We start from the raw sequence: 21,786 nt of genomic DNA, 5'->3' as shown, positions 1-21,786 counted from the left end.
TGCCAGGGCCTGGGTTCGCAACCCACATGAAGCGGCGCTTCCCTGTTAGAATATGCGGCTTTCGGGATTGGCGGAGACGGCGATGCTGGCAGTATGGGTGGAACAGCTTCTGGGCTTTGCCTCGGGGGCGCTGGCGGCGATCCGTGATGACGAGCAGTATCCTGCGTTCATGGCCTGGGCGAGAGAAGAGGGCGCCGTCCTGATGGGTGGCGACCTGGCCATGGCCCAGGCATTGGCTCCCGAGCTGTGGTGCCAGACCCCGCTCGAACGTGCCGGCTTTGCCTGCGAGCCCCTGGCGCGCCCGGGGCGCAATGAGCCCTGCTGGTGTGATTCAGGGCGCAAGACCAAGCACTGCTGCGGTGCGGTGGCGATGCCTGCCGACGTCCCCGATCATCTGATGTGGATGCTGTCGCTGCGAGACTGGAAGGGGCCGACCCTGAAGGCAGCCCTGGCAAGCGGGCGCGCACCGGCCCAGGCACTGCTCGAAGCCGGCCTTATCGCCGCAGAGACCGGTCAGCGGGGGCGTGCCCAGCAGATCCTGGAGTCACTGTTTCATCGCGGCGACTGGTCGCGGCTACCGGTACAGGCCGAGCCGGCCTTCGAGCTTCTGATTGACCTCTACCAGGAGCGCGGATTCAACCGCAAGCGCGCCGAGCTGCTCGATGAGGTGCTGGACCGCGGTCCGCTGTTTCTGCGCGGCGTGGCGTTGGAGCGTCTCTGCCTGATGCACCTGGACAGCGATGACCTGGACAGCGCCCGGGAGGCCTTCGTGCGCGCCCAGCAGGCGCTTCCCGACTCGCCTACCCTGGCTTATATCGAAGCCATGCTGCTGCTCCACGAAGGCCATGAGCAGGAGGCCGCGGAGCGTGCGCGCTTCTGGTTCCGTCGACTGGAGCGCCAGGGCGAGCTTGAGCCCGACCAGATGCAGTTCCTGGCCGACCTGGCCGAAAACCCCGGCGCCACCCTGGCCGATCAGTTGCTCAACGCCGAGGAGGACCTGGCGGAGCCGCTGGCCGCGCTGCAGGCCCTGCTGGCCGAGCTGCCGCCGGCCCCGGGGCTGGATATCCGTCATGGCGATGAAGGCGGGCTGGAATACCACAGCAGCGCCCGGGAAGACACGCTCTTTGCCGCCTGGCAGGTGCATTTCGAGGTGGCAGTCGATGAGGAGAGTGCCTTGGGCTTCGAGGGGGAGCCCTGGGTTGAAGCCGGTACCTGGCTGCGCCAGCTCTGCGCCCATCCAGAATGGCTTGATTCACCCCGCGTCGTCCAGGCGCTGGCACTGGCGTTGACCAGCCGTTTCGGCAGCTTGCCGTGGATGTCACCGAGTCTGTTCGAACCGCTTGCCGACCGCCTGGAGCGTTGGCTCGAACGCATCCGCGGCGAGGGTGACGGCCCCTTCCTGTGGGACAATGCCGACAACGCGGTGCTGCTGCGTACCGGCCTGGCGCTGGTAGTGGGTATGGAGCGCGGTGCCAGGGAGCGTTCTCGCCGACTGGCCGAGCGGCTGTTGACGCTGGATGACCAGGACAGCCTGGGGCTGCAGGAACTGGTCCTCGACCAGTTGCTGCGAGAAGGACGCGACCAGGAGGCGCTGGCGTTGACCGAAACGCGGCGTGAGGAGGAGCCGGTACTGGGCATGCTGATGGGGCGGGCGCTGGCTCTCTATCGCCTATCGCATGAGGAGGAAGCCGAGGCGATGCTGCAAGAGGTGACCAGTCACAACGCGCATGCCCTGGCCATGCTCTGCGCCGACAACCCTCGCCCCGTGCGTACCGGTCAGGATAGCGTGGCCGAACCGGGAACCCGAGCCGAAGCCTGGCAGTACCGCACCCTGATGCGCGACCAGTGGCGCGCTACCCCCGGCGCCCTGGCCTGGCTGCAGGCCAACCTGTCACGCTGATTTACGTGGCCTGCTTGAGCAGGCCGCTCTTCCACTCTTCGCTCCTGCCCCCCTCGCCTCAAGACTGGCATTGTCTCAAAGACTATCGTTGCCCAAGCGGGCCAGGCTGTGTTGCCTGGTCGCTCGATGTCAGGTTGCCGGGGCCGAGGGGCGCGGTACCAGCTCCGGGTCGCGGCTGATCCAGATCGCCAGTGCGATGGCCGGCAAGCCCAGGGCCGTGGCGATGACGAAGAAGGTGGCGTATCCCTCCGCCGCTACTACGAGACCGCCAAAACCGCTCAGGAACTTGCCTGGCAGTGTCATCAGCGAAGAGAACAGTGCGTACTGGGTCGCCGTGTAGGCCCGGGATGTCAGGCTTGAAAGGAAGGCGATGAAGACCGCACTGGCCAGGCCGTTGGCGAGGTTGTCACCGACGATGGCCATGACCAGCATTGGCAGGCTCTGGCCGGCCAGAGCCAGGGCGGCGAAAAGCAGATTGGTCAGCGTGGCCGCTGCCGCGCCCAGCACCAGTATCGGCCCGATGCCGTAGCGGGCTACCAGCAGGCCGCCCAGGATACCGCCGCTGATGCTCATGGCGATGCCGAAGACGTTGGTCACATTGGCTATGGTGGCCAGCGAGAAGCCCAGGTCGATATAGAGCGGATTGGCCATGGAGGCCATGGCCAGGTCGCTGATTCGGAATACCGCGATGAACACCAGTAGCCAGAGCGCCTTGAGCCGGTGACGCGAGAGAAAGTCGGTGAAGGGGCAGACCACGGCGCCGATCAACCAGGCTCCCAGGCGACGCAGATGGCGCGGCTGGCCGCGGCTGGCGCGAATGAAGGCACGTACCCGAGGTTCATGGATCAGTTGCGTCGTCAGTGAAAGGCGCTCCGGCTCCGGGCGCACCAGTACCGTGATCACACCGATACCCACCAGAGCAGCCATGGTCAGGTAGGCGGCCTCCCAGGAGATCCAAGACGCCACGTAGAGGGCGCCGGCGCCGGCGGCCAGCAGGCCGCCGCGATAGCCGATGATATAGGTCGACGCCATGGCCGCCTGGATATCGTCCGGGGCGGACTCGATGCGAAAGGCATCGATGGCGATATCCTGGGTGGCCGAGCCGAAGGCCACCAGCAGGGCGAAGGCGGCCACCAGCATCAGGTTCTGGTTGGGGTCAAGGCTGGCGAGTCCGATGAGGCCGGCGGCGATCATGGCCTGGGCCAGAAGCATCCAGCCACGTCGTTGGCCGAATCGGCGGGTCAGCACGGGCAGGGCCAGGCGGTCGACAATGGGCGCCCAGAAGAACTTGATGGAGTAGAGAATTCCGATCCAGGAGAAGAAGCCGATGGCGGCGACTTCCACCCCGTCGCTGCGCAGCCAAGCGGAAAGCGTCGAGAAAACCAGCAGGAAAGGGAGTCCGGCGGAGAAACCCAGGAAGAGCATGGTGATGACCGGCGCACGCAGATAGATGGCCAGGGCGGAACGCCAGCTGCGACGGGCGATAGGGATGGACATGCGGTATGCCGCTCCTTGTGGCTCGGCAGCCCCGGGGGCCGCCCGAAAACGCTTAACAATGTTAGAATGACCACCGCTCGGCGGGGTGAGCGGCATGCAGTGGCTGTCCGATTGTTGCAGAGCCCCGACAGCGTTACCAGCAGGATATCTCGATCAGGAGCCCTTCATGAGTGATTCCACATGCCCACCGGCCGACGCCGAGGATGACCTGCCGCGCTGGTATGTCATCCAGTGCAAGGGAGGGGAGTCCTTTCGTGCCGCCGAGCATCTGGGGAACCAGGGCTATGACCTCTTTCACCCAGTGCTGGAGGTGCAGAAGAAGCGGGGGGGGAAGCTGGTCTGGTTGAATGAACCACTGTTTCCCCACTATCTATTCATTCGCCTTGATCGCGTTGCCAGCAACTGGCGTCCGATTCGTTCCACCCGCGGCGTACTTAAGATCGTTACATTCGGCGATAAGCCATTGCCGGTAGAAGATGCCCTGGTCGACACGCTGCGCGAGAAGGGGATCGGGGATCTGAATGCCACCGCCAACGTCTATTTTCGCGCCGGCGAGATCGTCGAGATCACCGAGGGCCCCTTCAAGGACCTCCAGGCGGTCTTTTCCAGCCACAAAGGCGAGGAGCGTGCCATCGTCCTGCTCAATCTGCTGAACCGCCAGCAGCGACTGGTACTGCCCGTGGCTCAGCTGCGCCCCCAGGACTGAGTCAGGAAACGCCCAGATAAATGAAGGAGAAAGCCATGACAATCGCCCCGCAACGTGTCGTTACGCTGCACTATGTGCTGAGTGACGAGCAGGGCGCTGTGCTCGATGACTCGCGGGCCAGAGCGGTACCGCTCGAGTACCTGCATGGCCATGACAACATCATGGCCGGGCTGGAGCGTGCTCTTGAAGGGCAGCAGGAGGGCGCACAACTCACGGTGACCCTGATGCCTGCCGAGGCATACGGGCTACGTAACGAGGCGCTGGTTCAGGAAGTGAGCCGCGCCGCCTTTCCCATGGATGACCTGACTCCCGGAATGCGGTTCCAGACGCCGGGTGATGACGGCCCTCAGATCGTTACCATCCTGGAGGTCGCCAGCGACACGGTGAAGATCGATACCAACCATCCGCTGGCCGGTCGCACCCTGCACTACCGGCTCGAGGTTCTTTCGGTGCGCGAGGCCAATCGTGCCGAACTGGCCAAGGGTCATCCCCTCCCGCCGGATGTCGACCCCTCTCTAGTAGAGGATCGCAAGGTACCCTGAGCCCAAAGGCAGCCAAAAACTGACCTGCATCAAATTTGGCGCCATGCTCGAGGGCGGCCAGATACAAAATTGATACAGGTCAGTTTTCCCCCGGCGTTGACGCGCTACAGTTCACTCATCGCATTGGAGACGGGGGAGAGAACACCATGTACTGGGATGACGCAGTTATTTTCGGCTTGGTCACCGTCGCAATGATGATCGCATTCATGGCAGGTTGGGTCGGTTTCGTGATTCGCGACCATCGTCGCAAGAAGAAGCACTGAGCCAAGCTGCACAGCAAGTCGTCAGGGGAGGGGGGATTTTATCCCCCCAGTAGCCGGCCCGTCAGGGCCGGCATTTTTATGTCGGCATGATACACTCTGGCAAAATCCGGTAACAACGATTCGTAACAACTGTCGGTAACAACAAGAAACAAGCGTTCCCCACCCGAAGGACGGAGACCACCCATGACATCTTCGCGACCTTTCATCTGTCTGGCGGCATGGCTGGCAGCAACCCTGCTGTTGTCTACCCCCGTTGCCGCGGCCAGTCCCGACCAGATTACGTTGCAGCACAACGATGAGGAGATCCATCTCTCCGTCGATGACCTGCGTGAGCAGGCCGATGTCGAGTTCACCTTTTTCGACCCCTACCTGGCGGACGAGGTCGCGATACGCGGCCTGATATTTCGCGATCTGCTGGTAGCGCATCTCGGTGGCGTGCCGGAGACCCTGCATTTTTACGCCTGGGATGACTATGACGTCGCTCTAGGTGGCTGGGACGATGACAACTGGATCCTCGTCACGCACCAGAACGGAGAGCCCCTGACGTTGCGTGACCGGGGGCCGATACGACTGGTCGAGCGAGACTACGGTGACCGGGATCCTGCGAATCTGCGCAATTTCAACGACTGGGTCTGGATGATCAAGCGTATCGAGACGGTGCCGTGATACCAGCCCCTCGCTGGAGACGGCATCTGGGGTGGCTTTGGCTAAGCCTGATGAGCTTTACGCTCTTGATGCTGCTGATCGCCTACCAGACCCGCTGGGTCTATCCCGAAATACACGCCTACTTCAGTCAGGCCGGTAACCTGACCGGTCAGCAGCTTGCCACTCGCTCCCGCGACTACCTTCAGGAGAGCCTGGATATCCTGCTTGCAAGTCCGGTAGACGATGACGGCAGGGATCGCGCGCATTTTCATCTGGAACTGGCCTATAGCCTGTTTGACATAGGCCTCTATCGCAACGAGTACAGCTGTACGCGACCGAGCCTGGCGGCGCTCGATGAGCTGAAGGTGAAGCTCCGCTCGGGAGAGAGCTTGCTGCCCGGAGACCTACGCCACAGCCTGCTGAGCCCGATTCGCTGTCTCACCGAAATCGAAATGCACCAACTGGATCGGCGTAGCAGCGTCACGGCAGCCTTCGTTGAAGACACTCGCCGACATCAGGGGCAGGTCCTGATCGGCAGCGTGGTCATCTTCGTGCTAGGCCTGGCTTTCTGGTGGATGCATGAGCGTCATCGGCGCAGCGCCGAACGTGCCACCCGGGAAAGCCTGGAATGGATGGCTCGTGCGCTCAGCGATCCGCTGACAGGCGTTGGCAATCGTAGCGCACTTCATCAGGATGTGCTGGCCAGCAAGGGTCAACCCATGGGGCTGATTCTGATCGATATCGACTTCTTCAAGCAGTATAACGACCACCTCGGGCACCCTGACGGGGACAAGCTATTGCGACACCTGGCTCATCTCATCGATGAGACGTTGGGTAGACAGGCACGACTCTATCGCATGGGCGGTGATGAATTCGCCGCCCTTATCGACTGTGTCGACGATGATGTACTGGCAGGGCACTGCGAGAGATTGGTGAAGGAGCTGCGTGAGGCGGCGCTGGAGCACCCTGCACATCCCGGTTCACCCACCGTCACCTTCAGCGTGGGGGCGGCATGCTTTATTGCAGGCCAGGCGGGTTTCGATGCCGGCTATGCCGCCGCGGACCAGGCCCTCTACCGGGTCAAGGCCGGCGGACGCGACGGGTGGCAGGTGGCAGAAGCGAAAGTGGTTGCTGACAGCGGCGACCTGAAGCTCGAACGCAGCTGATGCTGAAGGAATCAGCCAGGCACCAGCCAACGCGCGTCGTGAGCAACATTCGCCCCGCCGGCTGTGTGCCGGTACGTCAGGTGGTCGGCGGCGGGGTTTGATAACGCATGATCTCACCATGTAATGGCGCCAGGCGCCTCAGCAGCCTGTTACGCGCCCCCAGAGCAATTCCCTCGTCGATCATGGCCTGCTCCATATGGCCCACCAGGCGGTTGAAGTCGGCGTTGTCGATGCCCATGTGCTGATGCGCGCGATCCATGGGCGGGCCCTGGTAGTGGCAGGGGCCATCGGCCAGGTCGCATAGCTGCTCTTCCAGCGAAGCGACGAAGTGGTCGATATTGGTGTGGGTGAAAAAGCCGATGAGCTGTGGGTCGTCGGCGATGCGATACATGAGGCTTTCGACCACCATGGCCACCCCCGGCTTGCCACCGAGCTGCTGGTAAAGTGTGGGCTCGGCTGGGCGCTGAGCGCAGCCGCCCAGCAATAGCATCATTGCAAGGGCTGTCGTCCACAGGGCTTTCATGCGCTTTTCTCCAGGAACACTCTTCACCAATATGATTCAGCACCCATAGGGCTCAGAAGGCGAACTGTATCGATAGATAGCCGCCGCGCTGATGATCGAGCCCGGCGATCGACCCAAGGTCCAGTGCGGCAGCTGTCAGCGACAGGTGGGGGCTGAAGAAGTAGGCCGAGTAGAGGCTGCGCCAATCGTCTTCACGGGCAAAGGAGAGGTTGTCGGGCATCTGTCGATATTCCGCCCCGACGACCCAGCGCCGGGTCAGGAAAATCCCGGCCGCGCCTTCCGCTACCAGTGAGCGTCCCCCCTCCCTATCGCCCCCAAACCCCAGCAGGCCACCCTGGTTGGCAGACGTCGAGCGCAGGGTGAGGTTGAGCAGCAGGTTTCGCTCGGCGACGGCGGCAAGCAACAGCTTGCTGCCGCTCAGGTAGATGTCGCTTCCCCGCGTGCTAGTGGCGCCCACTGCCAATGGCAGGGTGCCGTCGTCCAGTTGCTTATGTTGCACGCCCAGGCTCCATATCCCCCAGGGGTGGTAGATCAGGTCGCCGACCAGCCGCAACTTGGCGCCCGCGACCTGCTGCTCGAGGCGACCGCCCAGCGTGTCCAGGTCAAGGCGCTGGCGAGCAAGACTGAGTTCCAGGCGGTCATGCAGATTGAGGGCAACACCGCCCACCGTCAGTCGATAGTCCCTCAGCGGAGCGACGCTGGCGAAGGCGGTCGCGGCCAGTTCGCCCTCGCTGGCGTTGCCCGCCAGGACACCCCATGGCGACAGGCCGCCACCGGCGGCTCCTTCGATCTGGCTGACGCCGCCGGTGGCGAGCAGGCGGCTACCGGCGAGGGCGGGGCCGGTGATCAGGTACAGGGCGAGCAGTACGCTGGCCAGCATCCATGCCGGCAGGACGGAGCGGCAAGTCGTCATTTGGCATGCCTTATCGCGGAGAGGGGGAATGGGTTATTGCCACCCAGCCATTCGATCACGCTGTCGGCGGGCAGGGGGCGAGCGATCCAATACCCCTGCAGGAAGTCACAACCGTACTCCTTCAGAAGCCCCGCGCTGGCGGCATTCTCGACCCCTTCGGCCACGATGCGTAGCCCCAGGCTATGGCCCATTTCGATGGTGGAGCGCACGATCGTGGCGTCATCATCTTCACTGTCGAGCTGGAGGATGAAGGACTTGTCGATCTTGAGTTCGCCAACCGGCAGCCGTTTGAGCTGTGCCAGCGAAGAGTAGCCAGTGCCGAAGTCGTCTACGGATATTGTCAGGCCCGCCTGCCGCAGGCGGTTGAGTGAGTGGCTGGCCAGGGTCGCGTCCTCCATGACGGCGCTCTCGGTGATCTCGAGTGCCAGCTGGTCGGCTTGCAGGCCATGGTGGCGCAGGTGGTTGAGCAGCAGGTCGACCAGGTCGGCATCGCCGAGGTCCGCGGCGGAGAGGTTGATCGCCACGGAGAGACGCTGTCCCTGGCGCTGCCAGGCGGCAAGCTGGCTGCATACGGCGTTGAACATCCAGCGGCTCAATGGCCGTATGTTGCCGGAGCGCTCGGCCAGGGTGATGAACTCATCGGGAGGAATAAAACCGAGGGAGGGGTGCTGCCAGCGCATCAAGGCCTCGAATTCCACCACCTCACCGCTACGGGCATCGATCTTGGGCTGGTAGACCATGTGCAGCTGATCGCAGGTCACGGCGCTCTGCAGGTCGCGGATCAGAGTCAGCTGGCGCAGGTGCTCCTCGTCCTGGCCCTCGAGGTAGCGTTGATGGCTTTGGTGTCGAGCACTCGCCGCATGCAGGGCGATATCGGCCCGGCGCAGCAGCAGGTTGACGTCGTTGCCATGGTCAGGGTAATTCGCTTCGCCAACGAGCAGGTCCGGATGGATTGGCGATCCATTGAGGTCGATGGGTTGCGAGAGCCCTGCCAGGAGTGACTCGACCCAGCGGTCATCGCATGCCGAGACATCGACCACCAGCAGGAACTCGTCCGTACCGAGGCGGTAGGCGTTGCGCACGGGGGAAGGAAGGTCTCTGAGCCGCTGGGCCAGGGTGATCAGCACGCGATCGCCAAGGGCGTAGCCAAAGGTGTCATTGATGCGCCGAAAATCGAGTATCTCCATGCGTAGCAGGCTGAACCGGGTCTGCTGGCGGATCAGAACCTCGATATCATCCTGGGCCGAGCTGCGATTGGGCAGGCCGGTAAGCCGGTCATGGCGGGACTGATGCAACAGGCTCTGCTCGCGCTGGCGGATGTCTTCCTGCATGGAGAGCAGCGTACCCGCCAGAAGGCCTATCTCGCCATGCGGGGTTACATCCACGCTTTTCAGATTCTGTCCCCGACCGATATTCCTGGCGGCATCGGCCAGTACGCTCAAGGGGCGGCTCATGCTTCTTGCGCTCCAGGCCGCCAGGGCCGCCGTTAAGAGCAGGATCACGGCGATAACGCCACCCAACTGCCACTGCAGATCGCGATAGGCGCCGAGGAGGCTGGAGCGGGATGCCTGGACGACCGCATAGGTTTGGTTGCCGGCATCACTTTGCAGGAGCTGTGCGCGAGTCAGGTAGCGATCGTCCTCGGTGAAGGCGCTTGTCTGAAGGAAGCGCCCGGAATCGAGCTCGGCGGTGAGTCGTTGGAGGGCTGCGGCGTCGAGGTCCTCCCGCGACGAAACCCGGTGCCCCGGCCCATCGCTGCTATTCCGATGGGTGATGAAGCTGATGTCCAATCGGGTCAGGGCGTGGATCTCGCTGGCCAGTGCCTGGTCGATCTTGAAACCCATGCCGACCCAACCGATCAGGTTGGGAGCACGTACTGGCAACAACACGAACTCGTAGGGCTTACCCTCCTGAATGACGACCTCGACGGCTGCACCCGTCTCCCGCGCCTGCTCCCAAAGCGTGGGGAAGGGCATTGCCGTTCCCTGGGGGTGGTGGCTGCTTGCCAGCAGTGTGCCGTCGAGGTCGCCGAGCAATACCATGTCGGCACCGGCGCGATCGCCGTGATTGGCGAGCACCGACTGCAGCGTGCCGGTGTCCCGGGTGGCGACAGCACTCTTGAAGCCGAAGTCATTGGCGAGGATCTCGACGTTGCCTTGCAGGAATCGGCCGCGCTCGTCGAGTACCTGCTCGAGGACGCGGAGCCCGACGCCCAGGTCGCGATTCCCTTTTTCCAGCGCATCCTGGGAGATCGCGCGCAGGAGTGCACCGCCGGTGACCAGCTGTGACACCACCACAACCAGCAGCATGACCACCAATAGGCGCAAGCGGAATGTCATATCGCCATCTCAGTTCTGCTCGGCATGCTGTTGGGCGGCATCGCGGAAGCGCTGCTGCAGGGGGGAAAGCGTCTCTGGCGGTGGCGGCGTTCCCTCGAGCGACAGCGACACCGTCAGTGACTGACCGACCTCCACGCTGCCTTCCCACCATTGCTGGTGGGTATCCGATAGCTGAGGATGCCAGACGCGCACATCGTGGCTGCCTGTGGGCAAACCATCGAACTCGGCCACGCCATCGTCGGCGGTGACGGCGACATGCAGGGCATCGCTGACGACGATGAAGGCCTGCATCTGATCATGAATGTTGCAGCCCAACACCACGACACCGGTACGATCGAAATGCACCGGAGGCGGTGTCTCCTGCAGATAGAGCTCAAGGTCGAAGACCTTTGCCGGGGAAAATGAGTAGACGTGATGCCGGGTGGTGTCGCGGTTGGGAAAGCTCACTGCGCTGTCGGTAGGAATGACCGAAACGTGGGGGTGGAAGGCCGCGTCACGCTGCATGACCTCGGCAGACTGCGTCGGCTCCGCAGTACCGGTCTGGATCTCGACCACGGCATTCTCAAGCGGGTCACCGCTGTTCGCATCGATGATGACGATGCGGGTGGCCTGTGCGGCCGGGGCCAGCAGTCCCAGGCAAAGAAACAGCCAGGCGGCCCTGGCGAGTATGCCGCACGGGTGGGTCATGGAGGGCTCCAATGGCTGAGAATCGTCGGGGCATGTTGCCTATCCCATATCGGCTGATACGTCTGGAAGCTTGAACAGGGGCTCAGGTTCAGGGAGCAATCCACCAATGGCTGCGCCATGCGGCCATCACTCGCTCAGGATACCAGGTCTGGCCCAGGCTGCCGTTGTAGCGGGCAAGCGCCCTGGTGAGATCGCCGCGCTCCACGGCCAGGTAGTGGGCGAGGATGGTGCTGCCGTAGCGCAGGTTGAGCCAGGGGTCCTTGAGCTCATCCGCCGGTCGGCCGAGTTCGCGAATCCAGAAGGGCATGATCTGCATCAGCCCCACGGCACCGGCCGAGGAGACGGCGTCGGCGCGAAAGGCGCTTTCCACCTGGATCACCGCCAGCACGATTTCCGGCGACAGGCCGGCCAGGCGAGACTCGTGATAGATGCGCCCGAGCATCTCCTTACGCAGATCGGCGTCCGAGACGTAGCGGGCCAGGCGCGGCTCCATCGTGTTCATCCACTGGCGTGCCGCCCATACCGACTCCGCCGGCAGCTCCGCTGTGGTGACTGCGTCGAGGGTCGCCCGCAGCGAGGGGGGAATGTCCGGCAGCACCTGGACGCGGGGCTCCGTCGGCTGGTTAGTTGATGGTGGGCTGTTCGTGGAGAGGGCGCCGATGAACCCTGGCTCATTGGCGTCGGCACCCTCATTTGCCTGGGCGCCGCCTGACAGCGGCAGGGCGATCAACCCGAGCATCAGCCAGGCGGCGAATGGCGGCATGTCCTAGCCTTCAATCCGCTCGCGGAGAAACGAGAGGATGCTGTCTGCCGGCACCATGGTCGCTTCGCTGTCGCGACGGCCCTTGTACTCCAGCTCGCCCTTGTCCAGGCCCCGGTCGCCCACCACCAGGCGGTGGGGGATGCCGGTCAGCTCCTGGTCGGCGAACTTCACGCCCGGGCGCAGGTCGCGATCGTCCAGCAGCACGTCGAAGCCGGCGGCGGTGAGTTCGGCATAGAGACGCTCGGACTCATCGCGAACCCGCTGCGACTTATGTGCGTTCATCGGCACCAGGGCAATGTGGAAGGGAGCGATGGCATCGGGCCAGATGATGCCGCCGTCGTCATGATTCTGTTCGATGGCAGCGGCCACCACGCGGGTCACGCCGATGCCGTAGCAGCCCATCCAGGGGTGGGCGGCGCGGCCAGAGTCGTCGAGCACCGTGGCGTTCATGGCTTCGGAGTACTTCTTCCCCAGCTGGAAGACGTGACCCACCTCGATGCCGCGCTTGATGGAGAGCGTGCCCTTGCCATCCGGTGAGGGGTCGCCCTCGACCACGTTGCGCAGATCGGCAACCTGGGGCAAGGGCGCATCACGCTCCCAGTTGATGCCGAAGTAGTGCTTGCCATCGACGTTGGCGCCGGCGCCGAAGTCGCTCATCAGCGCCACGCTGCGGTCGATGATGATCGGCATGTCGAGATTCACCGGGCCGAGCGAGCCAGGACCGGCACCTACCACGGCACGGATCTCCTCCTCCGTGGCCATGGTCAGCGGCTCGGCCACCTCGGGCAGGTTCTCCGCCTTGATCTCGTTGAGCTCATGGTCGCCACGCACCAGCAGGGCGATCAGGCCGCCCTCGGCGGCACGCACCATCAGCGTCTTGATGGTCTTCTCGATGGGCAGGTCGTGCTGCTCCACCAGCGTGGCGATGGTTCTGGCATTCGGTGTATCAACCAGCCGTAGCTCTTCCTGCGGTGCCTGACGCTCCGGTGTCATCCCCAGCGGCGCCGGCAGGGCTTCGGCCTTCTCGATATTGGCGGCGTAGTCGGACTCGTTGGAGAAGACGATGGCGTCCTCCCCGGAGTCGGCCAGCACATGGAACTCGTGGGAGTCGGTGCCGCCGATGGCGCCGGTATCGGCCAGTACGGGACGGAAGTCCAGGCCCAGGCGGGTGAAGATGCGCACATAGGCATCGTACATCGCCTGGTAGGTCTCCTTCAGGGAGGCCTGGTCGATATGGAAGGAGTAGGCGTCCTTCATGATGAACTCGCGGGAGCGCATCACCCCGAAACGCGGGCGGATCTCGTCGCGAAACTTGGTCTGGATCTGGTAGAAGTTGGCCGGCAGCTGCTTGTAGCTTGCCAGCTCGCGGCGCATCAGATCGGTGATCACCTCTTCATGGGTGGGGCCGACGCAGTAGTCGCGCTCATGGCGGTCCTTCAGGCGCAGCAGCTCGGGGCCGTACTGTTCCCAGCGGCCGGACTCCTGCCACAGCTCAGCGGGCTGCACCGCCGGCATCAGCACCTCCTGGGCACCGGCGCGGTCCATCTCCTCGCGCACGATCCGCTCCACCTTACGCAGCGTGCGCAGACCGACCGGCAGCCACGTATAGAGGCCGGAAGTGAGGCGGCGGATCATGCCGGCGCGCAGCATCAGCTGGTGGCTGATCACTTCGGCGTCGGCGGGTGTTTCCTTCAGGGTGGCGATCAACAGTTGGGTGGCGCGCATGGGTCCGGTGTTTCCTTCCAGCATGGGCTTGACATGAGTCGGCGTGCCGCGACGAGCGGCGTTCGGGGCATTGTACGGGCAACGGGTAGCGGCGGCAAAAGAGTGAGCTGGTGAACAGGCGAGGAGCGCCGAGGACAGGCCCTCACCCCAACGACTTCAGCCAGAACACCATCGGCTTGTCGGTCTCCTCGGGCTCGCCGACCTCCTTCCAGTGGAAGGTGGTGGCGAGCTCGGGGTGGCGCTCGTAGCCCCGCGAGCGCCAGAAGCCGTGCAGCGGCACGTAGCCTTCGGGTTTCAGCGGGTGGTCGTCGGGGCGCTCCACGGCACAGAAGGCCACGGTCGAGAAGCCACGCTCGGCGGCATGCCGTTCCCGGGCCTCCATGAAGGCCTTGCCGATGCCGCGGCCACGGTAGTTCGACAATAGCACCGACTCGCCATAGTAGAACACGCTGCCGATATCGAAGCCGGCCCGCTCGAAGGGCGCGCGGAATTCCGCCATGTCGGCGGCCAGCGGCATGCCGGTGGACGCGCCCACCAGGGCGTTGGCCTCGAAGGCCAGCACGAACAGGCTCTCGGGGCACTCCGCATAGCGGCGCAGGTAGTCGGCCTCATAGGCGAGGTCGCCGTCGTAGAGGTAGGGAAAATCGCGGAAGACGCGAATCCTCAACCGGGCCAGGTCGTCGAGGTGGGGCGTGATGGCGCTCCCCTGGCAGGTACTGATGGTGATCTCGGCCATGGGTGCCTCCGTGAAAATGCTAAACGCTTGTATGAAGAACGGCTATGGTAGACTCGCTTCGATTCTGACTCTCGGTGCCTTGTCCAGCAATGCCACAGCATCGATGACATCCCTTTCCGGAGACCCTGTCATGAGCCCAGCCATTAAGCCCAGGCTTCGTCGTACCCTGAACGGCCTGGTGGTCGGTATTACCATCACGGCGCTGTCAGGCTGCGGCACCCTTTTCCATCCCGAACGAAAGGGGCAGTTGGACGGGCGCATCGACCCCGTGGTGGCCATCGCCAATGGCGTGGGCCTTTTGTTCTTTATCCTGCCCGGGGTAATTGCCTACGCGGTGGACTTCTCCAACGGCACCATCTATCTGCCAGGTACCCAGACCGCCGGTGTGGATGCGATGCCGCTCGACGAGAACATGGATGTCGCCGCCCTGGAGCAGCTGCTTTCCGAGAAGACCGGCAAGAGGGTCAGCCTGGATAGCGAGCTGCTCCTGGTCGAGGAGGTCGATTCACTCGACGAGGCCCTGGCCCTGGTGCGCATGTCCGGCATCAACGACAGTGAGCGCCTGGCTACCATGTAACGGGCGGCCTCGTGCCAACAGCGTCATGCCTGAAACGCCACCCCAATGGGTGGCGTTTTGCTATCGGGGCTCCAGCGCTGTGAGTTCATCGGGTCGATAGCGTGCCAGAAGTGCCCAGAGGATCGCGGCGCTCTCGGCGTCGGGCTGGCCACGATAGTCGGTGGGGCGAAAGCGCATCTGAAAGGCGCGAAGTACCGCGCGAGTCTGTGAATCCAGTTCGTCGCTTACCACCAGCGGATAGCCCCAGGCCTGGAGCGCCGCCTGCAGCGTGGAGAGCTCGGGCAGCGCCTGGTCGAAGCGGTCGCGATAGCGTGCCACGGTGGCCTCTTCGGGCCATACGCCGACACCCGCTTCGTATAGTGCATGCCAGGGAAACGCCGGGCCCGGGTCGATCTTGCGCGTCGGCGAGATATCTGAGTGGGCCACCACGTCGGTGGGATGGATATTGTGTCGCTCGATGATATCCCGCGACAGGGCGATCAGCGCCTGGATCTGTGCCTCGGGGTAGGGTGCCCAACCGATCTCCCCCGCCGCCTCGGGATGCTGCTCCAGCAGCCGCTCCACCTCGGCGTAGGGGCGATCGGGGCCGGTGTTGACGATCTCGATGCCGACGGACGTATCGTTGATATTGGTGCGGCGCTTCCAGGCGCTGGCCCCGGCGTGCCAGGCGCGGCGCTCCTCGTCGACGAGCTGGTAGACCAGCGGCTGGCCGCGATGCTCCCGTGCCGGTAGCGGCAGCACGTAGTGGCTGCTGACCCGGGGGCCGGTGAGCACGGCGAGCGACTCCGCTTCGTCCACATCGGTGTAGTGCATCACCAGGTGCCGTACCCGGCTGTTGTGGGAAGGTGCCACATGGGTGTGGTCCACCACATAGCCGGGGCGTGGCTCCAGGGATCCTGTGCCCGGCCCTGTTTCCGGCCCTAACCCCGATCCCGCACAGGCGGCGAGCAGCAGGGACAGGGAGGCAATGGCAACGCGCTTGCGCCACATGGTTCAGCTCTCCAGCAGCAGTCTTAGCGTCAGTCCCAGCACCAGGGTCGAGGCCACGCTTACCAGAGTACCCAGCAGCACATACTCGGTCAGCTTGCGATCCTTCGATTCGCGCAGGTCGCCGTAGCGTAGCACCGACTTGGCGGCGAGCAGGAAGCCCACCGCGGTAAGCTGGTCGAGCAGCACCAGGGAAAGCACCAGCAGGCGTTCCAGCATGCCGATGCGGGCACCGGCCCGGGCCAGGGTGCCGGTATCCTCGAGCTGGCTGCTCCAGCGCTTCATCAGCATGGCGATGGCGAACGAGAAGGGCCGCGTCACGAGCAGGTAGGCGGTGGCGACGCCCAGCACCGTCGGCGTGAGCAGCCAGGCACCGAGCGCTTCGAGTGGGGCCAGGCTGCCGAGCCAGACCAGCCACACCGCGCACAGCACCAGCAGGTGCAGCAGTTGGTCGAGCAGGAACCAGCGCAGCCGGCCGGCTGGCAGCTTCGCCTTGCCCAGATCGATCAGCCAGTGGCTGGTGGCCACCGCCGCGGCACCGGCGAACACGCCCAGCGAGCCCGGGGAGCCCGGCAGCAGCCAGGATGCGATCATCAGCACCAGGGCGGTCAGTCCGGCGTGAACCAGCACGTGGTAGAGCAGGTGGTGCGAGCGGTGCAGGCGACGCATCCGCTCGTCGACCCAGTGGCGCGGTTGCAGCAGGAAGTCGCCGACGAGGTGGGCCAGCACCAGCCCCATCAGCAGGGACAGATCGTTGGGGTTCATCGGCGTTTATCCTTTTCCGCCAGTCGCTCGCTCAGGTAGGCCAGGGTATCGGCCAGCAGCGGCCAGCGGGCGGCGCGCAGCCGCTTGTGTACGCTGGGCTGGCGTATGCCCAGGTGATCGGCCATGGCCTGCTGGGAGGACTCACTCTCCAGGCTGAGCCTGACCACCTCCGCCGAGTAGCGCGACCAGCTTGCCACCATGTCATCCAGATAGCGCGTCAACAGGGCCAGGCTACCGTCGTCCGTTTCGTCGAGCAGTGCCAGCGACAGGTGCGAGCTGCCCTCGCTCAAGGCATCCAGATCGTGGCCGGAGCGCACGAAGGGCTCGCTATCCGCCGTGGCAAGCCGGCCGTTTCCCGGCCAGCTTGCCGGCCCTACCGCCACCGCAATGCGGGCGTCCCAGCGCTGGTCGGTCTCGGACTGCTCGATCAGCGCCGCGCGCATGGCAATAGCCACCTCCATGGCGGCTGCGGCCCCGGGCAGGGCCAACTGGAAGCCATCGCCGCGGAAGCGTTCGCTGCGTCCGCCATGCCGGGCGGCCAGTCCGGCCAGGTTTTTGTCCAGCTGTGTATAGAGCCGCTGACGATCTTGGATCTTGCGTGAGTCGATCACATCGCCGGTCAGCACGGCGATTCGCTGGGTCATGGCAAGCGCTCCAGGGAGGGTCGACTTCATCATAGCCGAAAAAGGCTATTTGGCAATTAAATAACCCTTAAGGGCTATATTTGTGCGTTATCGCCCTGTGGGGCTATTGCTGCTCAGCGAGCCAGCTCGCGCATGGCGTTTTCCAGTCCTTCCAGCGTCATCGGGTACATGCGGTCGTCGAGCAACTGGCGGATCAACTGGGTGGATTGAGTGTACTCCCAGGCCCGGGGCGGCATGGGGTTGAGCCAGGCCAGCCGAGGGAACTTGGCGGCCAGCCGCTTGAGCCACACGCCGCCGGCCTCGTCGTTGAAGTGCTCCACGCTGCCGCCAGGGTGAGTCACTTCATAGGGTGACATGGCGGCATCGCCGACGATCACCACCTGATAGTCACTGCCGTAGGTGTGCAACACGTCCATGGTGGGAATGCGCTCGCTGGTGCGGCGATGGTTGTTGCGCCAGACACCTTCGTACACGCAGTTATGGAAGTAGTAGTGCTCCAGGTGCTTGAACTCGGAGCGGGCGGCGGAGAACAGCTCCTCGCAGACGCGGATGTGGTCGTCCATGGAGCCGCCCACGTCGAGGAACAGCAGCACCTTCACCGCGTTGTGGCGCTCCGGGCGCATGCGCACGTTGAGCAGGCCGGCGTCTCGTGCGGTGTCGCGGATGGTGGCGTCGACGTCGAACTCCTCCGCCGCACCCTGGCGGGCGAACTTGCGCAGCCGGCGCAGTGCCATCTTGATGTTGCGGGTGCCCAGCTCGAGCGAATCGTCGTAGTCGCGGAAGCGGCGTTCGTCCCATACCTTGATCGCCCGGCGATGGCGCGAACCCTCCTGGCCGATGCGGATGCCCTCGGGGTTGTAGCCGTAGGCGCCGAAGGGGCTGGTGCCGCCGGTGCCGATCCACTTGTTACCCCCGGCGTGGCGCTCCTTCTGCTCCTCCAGGCGCTTCTTGAAGGTCTCGATCAGCGCCTCGAGCCCGCCCAGTGACTCGATCTGCGCCTTCTCCTCCTCGGAGAGCTGCTTCTCGAATTCGCGACGCAGCCAGTCCTCGGGAATCAGCGCCTCGATGGCGGCGTCGAGGTTCTCGAGTCCCTCGAACCAGGCGGAAAAAGCGCGATCGAAGCGGTCGAAGTGCCGCTCGTCCTTGACCATCACGGTGCGCGCCACCTGGTAGAACGCCTCCATGTCGGCGAACACCACGCCATGTTCGACCACGGCGTGAAGGTCGAGCAGCTCGCGCAGCGACACCGGCACGCCGGCACGCTTCAGGGTCTCGAACAGGCCGATGAACATGCTCAGCGCCTCTGGTTGCCTTGGCGACGCAGCATGAACGCCAGCCGCTCCAGCAACTGGGTATCCTGCTCGTTCTTGACCAGGGCACCGGCGAGCGGCGGAATCGCCTTCACCGGGTCGCGGTTGTAGAGCGCTTCCCGGGCCAGGTCGTCGCTCATCAACAGCTTCAACCAGTCCACCAGCTCCGAGGTGGAGGGCTTCTTCTTCAGCCCCGGGGCCTGGCGCAGGTCGAAGAACACCTCCAGCGCCTCGCCGACCAGCTTCGGCGCGATATCGGGGAAGTGCACGTCGACGATCTGCTGCATGGTCTCGCGGTCGGGGAACTCGATGTAGTGGAAGAAGCAGCGGCGCAGGAAGGCGTCGGGCAACTCCTTCTCGTTGTTGGAGGTGATGACGATGATCGGCCGGTGGCGAGCGGCGATGGTCTCGCCGGTCTCGTAGACATGGAATTCCATGCGATCCAGCTCCTGGAGCAGGTCGTTGGGGAATTCGATGTCGGCCTTGTCGATCTCGTCGATCAGCAGCACCACCCGCTCGTCGGCGGTGAAGGCCTCCCACAGCTTGCCGGGCTTGATGTAGTTGGCGACATTCTCCACGCCTTCGACGCCGAGCTGGGAATCGCGCAGGCGGCTCACCGCATCATACTCATACAGGCCTTGGGCAGCCTTGGTGCTGGACTTGATGTGCCAGGTGATCAGGCGGGTGCCCAACGAGGCCGCCAGCTCTTCGGCCAGCAGGGTCTTGCCGGTGCCCGGCTCGCCCTTGATCAGCAGCGGGCGCTGAAGGGTCACGGCGGCATTCACTGCCTGCTTGAGGGCATCGGTGGCCACATAGGTGGAAGTCGAATCGAAAGCCATGGGGTGCCTCGGCGATAGCATCGTGTAGGGGAGAGTCAAACAAGTGTACGGAAGGGTGGGGCAGGGAACAAATCGTCGTGAGTGGCTGGCTGATTGTCATTCCCTGCGGCGGTAAGCCTCCACCAGCGTCGCCGGGTCGTGCTCGGCGTTGCCATGGCTGGCATGGGTGCGCATCAACTGGGCGGCCAGGCCGCTCATGGGCGTGGCGCTGCCGGCGCGCTGGCTCTGGGCCACCGCCATGTCGAGATCCTTGAGCAGGGTGCGCAAGTGCCAGGTCGGCTTGTCGAACTCGCTGGCCGCCATGCGCGGAGTCAGGATCTGGAACGGCCTGGAATCGGCGAAGCCGCCGGCCAGTGCCTCGGTCAGTCGCGAGGCATCCACGCCGCTGGCCTCCGCCAGCGCCACCATCTCGGCGATCACTGCCGCCTGACAGCCGACGATCATCTGGTTGCACACCTTGGTGACCTGACCTGCGCCCACCGGACCCATGTGGGTGACCCGCGCCGCCAGCGGGGCGAGCAGGGGGCGCACGGCATCGACATCGTCCTCCGCTCCGCCGCACATGATCGCCAGGCTACCGGCCTCGGCTCCGGCAACGCCGCCGGAGACCGGGGAATCGATCCAGCGCATGCCGCATTCGTCCTCTAGCCGCTCGGCATAGTCCCGTGTGGCGGCCGGGTCGCTGCTGGAAAGATCCAACAGCCGCTGGCCGGCGCGACCATGGGCCGCCACGCCGCCTTCGCCGAATACCACGCCCTCCACCACGGCCGTATTGGCCAGGCACAGCATCACCACATCGACTCCCTCCACCAACTCACCGATGGAGTCCGCCACCGTGGCACCGGCAACACGCAGCGCATCGCATTTCTCCGCGGTACGGTTCCACACAGTGACGGCAAAGCCGGCGTCCAGCAGGCGGCGGGTCATGGGGTCGCCCATCAGGCCGATGCCGATGAAACCGAGGCGAGGGTGTGACATGTGTCTGTCTCCAGTGAGGGCGCAGGAAAGTGAGAGCCTCCAGCATGCGCGATGGAAGGGTTTTCCATCAACTCCATGTCGGCAGGTGAGGGCAAGGAAAAACGGGACAAACAGGCGAAAAGTGGCAGGTCAAAAGCCATGCCCTGTAAGCAAAAGCAGATAGCGACATGGCACCCAGCAATGGTTTGTAATATTACGTAGAATTACACTGCTGGGGAAGATAGGGTTGAGTTAGACCGGTAACCAACCCGACATTGTAACGACGGGCTGCATATGCCGGACAAACGTGCCGACACGTTCACCCCATCATACAACACGCGTCTAATACCAATCGGGCGCTCTAGAGTACAGACGCTCAATGGCGCTTAGGAAAACTTCCAATGTCGTATGCACGCATCATTGCCCTGACGTCGCTTGCTATGGTTGCGTTTGCCGGTAATTCACTGCTCTGCCGGATCGCACTCAAAGACACTAGCATTGATGCGGCGAGCTTTACTGCCATTCGGTTGATCTCCGGTGCAGTGGTTCTGTGGCTGATTGTGCAAATGCGCCGTGGCACATTTACGGGCGGTGGAAGCTGGTCATCGGCATTTGCATTGTTTGCTTATGCCGCCGGATTTTCGTTTGCCTATGTGAGCTTGTCAGCGGCAACCGGTGCATTGCTGCTCTTTGGCGCTGTCCAGACGACAATGATCGGTTATGGCATCTACGCGGGAGAACGGTTGCGGACGTTGCAGATCATCGGTTTGTTTCTCGCTCTCGCGGGACTGGTGATTCTGTTGCTGCCGGGGCTCACGGCACCGCCACTCGCCGGCTCCACATTGATGCTAGGGGCTGGGGTTGCATGGGGAATCTATTCCTTGCGCGGAAAAGCTGCAGGTGACCCCCTCAGGGTAACAGCGGGGAATTTTCTGCGCGCCGTCCCAATCGCAGTAGTGCTGAGCTTGATAACATTGAGCGGTTCATCACTGGATCCTGCTGGATTCTGGTACGCAGTTGCATCGGGGGCGCTTGCATCCGGAATGGGCTACGCCATCTGGTACACAGTATTGCCTGCACTGAAAGCCACCAGTGCTGCGACGGTGCAACTCAGTGTTCCGGTCATCGCGGCTGCGGGCGGTGCCGTTATGCTGGGCGAGTCCATATCGTTGCGGTTGGTATTGGCGTCCATGGCTATCCTCGGTGGAATTGCGCTGGTCATTCTGGAGAAACAACATGCTAACAGCGCCAAGCCCGCTCCAAGGGACCGTCCAAAAGCGGCCGACCGCTGAGCTCAAACGT

22 protein-coding genes are annotated in these 21,786 nt (G+C 63.8%); 8 read left to right on the top strand and 14 right to left on the bottom strand.

Annotated elements, in window-relative coordinates:
* The first annotated feature begins 82 nt into the window (after window positions 1-82).
* A complete protein-coding gene (locus KZO25_RS13010) occupies window positions 83-1,900 on the top strand; it encodes an SEC-C domain-containing protein (RefSeq protein WP_066446695.1) in 1,818 nt (605 codons plus the stop codon).
* Window positions 1,901-2,029: 129 nt separating this feature from the next.
* On the opposite strand, the gene KZO25_RS13005 is transcribed toward KZO25_RS13010, so the two are convergent.
* On the bottom strand, window positions 2,030-3,397 hold the full coding sequence (locus KZO25_RS13005) for an AmpG family muropeptide MFS transporter (protein ID WP_223137285.1): 1,368 nt from the start codon (window positions 3,395-3,397) through the stop codon (window positions 2,030-2,032).
* A gap of 166 nt (window positions 3,398-3,563) precedes the next feature.
* Between KZO25_RS13005 and rfaH the strand changes: the two genes are divergently transcribed.
* From rfaH to KZO25_RS12985, 5 genes are all read left to right on the top strand, one after another.
* On the top strand, window positions 3,564-4,103 hold the full coding sequence (gene rfaH / locus KZO25_RS13000) for a transcription/translation regulatory transformer protein RfaH (protein WP_223137284.1): 540 nt from the start codon (window positions 3,564-3,566) through the stop codon (window positions 4,101-4,103).
* Between the two features lie 35 nt (window positions 4,104-4,138).
* The gene (locus KZO25_RS12995) at window positions 4,139-4,645 is read left to right on the top strand and encodes a peptidylprolyl isomerase (RefSeq protein WP_223137283.1); all 507 of its coding nucleotides are present in this window, start codon (window positions 4,139-4,141) and stop codon (window positions 4,643-4,645) included.
* Between the two features lie 146 nt (window positions 4,646-4,791).
* Entirely contained in the window at window positions 4,792-4,908 is a 117-nt protein-coding gene (gene ccoM, locus KZO25_RS20170; RefSeq protein WP_305038517.1) for a cytochrome c oxidase subunit CcoM, read from the top strand.
* A gap of 183 nt (window positions 4,909-5,091) precedes the next feature.
* Window positions 5,092-5,574, top strand: a complete 483-nt coding sequence (locus KZO25_RS20025) for a hypothetical protein (RefSeq protein WP_235588959.1) — start codon at window positions 5,092-5,094, stop codon at window positions 5,572-5,574.
* Window positions 5,575-5,624: 50 nt separating this feature from the next.
* Window positions 5,625-6,719: a sensor domain-containing diguanylate cyclase gene (locus KZO25_RS12985; protein ID WP_066446704.1), complete on the top strand. Its 1,095-nt coding sequence runs from the start codon at window positions 5,625-5,627 to the stop codon at window positions 6,717-6,719.
* Between the two features lie 76 nt (window positions 6,720-6,795).
* On the opposite strand, the gene KZO25_RS12980 is transcribed toward KZO25_RS12985, so the two are convergent.
* The 7 genes from KZO25_RS12980 to KZO25_RS12950 all read right to left on the bottom strand — a co-directional run bounded on the left by KZO25_RS12980 (window position 6,796) and on the right by KZO25_RS12950 (window position 14,405).
* Window positions 6,796-7,242, bottom strand: coding sequence for a group I truncated hemoglobin (locus KZO25_RS12980; protein ID WP_223137282.1), 447 nt, complete (start codon window positions 7,240-7,242; stop codon window positions 6,796-6,798).
* A 52-nt stretch (window positions 7,243-7,294) separates the two neighbouring features.
* Window positions 7,295-8,155, bottom strand: a complete 861-nt coding sequence (locus KZO25_RS12975; RefSeq protein ID WP_223137281.1) for a DUF3034 family protein — start codon at window positions 8,153-8,155, stop codon at window positions 7,295-7,297.
* A complete protein-coding gene (locus tag KZO25_RS12970) occupies window positions 8,152-10,494 on the bottom strand; it encodes an EAL domain-containing protein (protein WP_223137280.1) in 2,343 nt (780 codons plus the stop codon). The genes KZO25_RS12975 and KZO25_RS12970 overlap by 4 nt, the downstream gene beginning before the upstream one ends.
* Before the next feature lie 9 nt (window positions 10,495-10,503).
* Complete coding sequence (locus KZO25_RS12965; protein ID WP_223137279.1) at window positions 10,504-11,181, bottom strand: methylamine utilization protein; 678 nt, start codon at window positions 11,179-11,181, stop codon at window positions 10,504-10,506.
* A gap of 88 nt (window positions 11,182-11,269) precedes the next feature.
* Window positions 11,270-11,944 carry a lytic transglycosylase domain-containing protein gene (locus KZO25_RS12960; protein WP_410505406.1) on the bottom strand — a complete coding sequence of 225 codons (675 nt, stop codon included), beginning with the start codon at window positions 11,942-11,944 and terminating at the stop codon, window positions 11,270-11,272.
* A 3-nt stretch (window positions 11,945-11,947) separates the two neighbouring features.
* Window positions 11,948-13,669: a proline--tRNA ligase gene (locus tag KZO25_RS12955; RefSeq protein WP_223137278.1), complete on the bottom strand. Its 1,722-nt coding sequence runs from the start codon at window positions 13,667-13,669 to the stop codon at window positions 11,948-11,950.
* A 142-nt stretch (window positions 13,670-13,811) separates the two neighbouring features.
* The gene (locus KZO25_RS12950) at window positions 13,812-14,405 is read right to left on the bottom strand and encodes a GNAT family N-acetyltransferase (protein WP_223137277.1); all 594 of its coding nucleotides are present in this window, start codon (window positions 14,403-14,405) and stop codon (window positions 13,812-13,814) included.
* 130 nt (window positions 14,406-14,535) lie between these two features.
* Between KZO25_RS12950 and KZO25_RS12945 the strand changes: the two genes are divergently transcribed.
* Window positions 14,536-14,982, top strand: a complete 447-nt coding sequence (locus KZO25_RS12945) for a hypothetical protein (RefSeq protein ID WP_066446723.1) — start codon at window positions 14,536-14,538, stop codon at window positions 14,980-14,982.
* Window positions 14,983-15,042: 60 nt separating this feature from the next.
* Here KZO25_RS12945 and KZO25_RS12940 read toward each other — a convergent pair whose 3' ends face one another.
* The 6 genes from KZO25_RS12940 to KZO25_RS12915 form a co-directional block, all read right to left on the bottom strand.
* Window positions 15,043-15,972 carry an N-acetylmuramoyl-L-alanine amidase gene (locus KZO25_RS12940; RefSeq protein WP_223137276.1) on the bottom strand — a complete coding sequence of 310 codons (930 nt, stop codon included), beginning with the start codon at window positions 15,970-15,972 and terminating at the stop codon, window positions 15,043-15,045.
* Between the two features lie 3 nt (window positions 15,973-15,975).
* Complete coding sequence (locus KZO25_RS12935; RefSeq protein ID WP_223137275.1) at window positions 15,976-16,734, bottom strand: DUF3307 domain-containing protein; 759 nt, start codon at window positions 16,732-16,734, stop codon at window positions 15,976-15,978.
* Window positions 16,731-17,378: a hypothetical protein gene (locus KZO25_RS12930; RefSeq protein WP_223137274.1), complete on the bottom strand. Its 648-nt coding sequence runs from the start codon at window positions 17,376-17,378 to the stop codon at window positions 16,731-16,733. The genes KZO25_RS12935 and KZO25_RS12930 overlap by 4 nt, the downstream gene beginning before the upstream one ends.
* Before the next feature lie 113 nt (window positions 17,379-17,491).
* Entirely contained in the window at window positions 17,492-18,670 is a 1,179-nt protein-coding gene (locus tag KZO25_RS12925; protein WP_223137273.1) for a vWA domain-containing protein, read from the bottom strand.
* Window positions 18,671-18,672: 2 nt separating this feature from the next.
* A complete protein-coding gene (locus KZO25_RS12920; protein WP_223137272.1) occupies window positions 18,673-19,527 on the bottom strand; it encodes an AAA family ATPase in 855 nt (284 codons plus the stop codon).
* 96 nt (window positions 19,528-19,623) lie between these two features.
* Entirely contained in the window at window positions 19,624-20,505 is an 882-nt protein-coding gene (locus KZO25_RS12915; RefSeq protein WP_223137271.1) for an NAD(P)-dependent oxidoreductase, read from the bottom strand.
* Between the two features lie 380 nt (window positions 20,506-20,885).
* Between KZO25_RS12915 and KZO25_RS12910 the strand changes: the two genes are divergently transcribed.
* Window positions 20,886-21,776, top strand: a complete 891-nt coding sequence (locus tag KZO25_RS12910) for a DMT family transporter (RefSeq protein ID WP_066446749.1) — start codon at window positions 20,886-20,888, stop codon at window positions 21,774-21,776.
* The last annotated feature ends 10 nt before the right edge of the window (window positions 21,777-21,786 follow it).

It is taken from the genome of Halomonas sp. ANAO-440 (assembly GCF_019915905.1).
Taxonomy (GTDB): domain Bacteria; phylum Pseudomonadota; class Gammaproteobacteria; order Pseudomonadales; family Halomonadaceae; genus Halomonas; species Halomonas chromatireducens.
The sequence above is the reverse complement of the archived record's forward strand: the minus strand, read 5'-3'. Positions and strand labels throughout refer to the sequence as shown.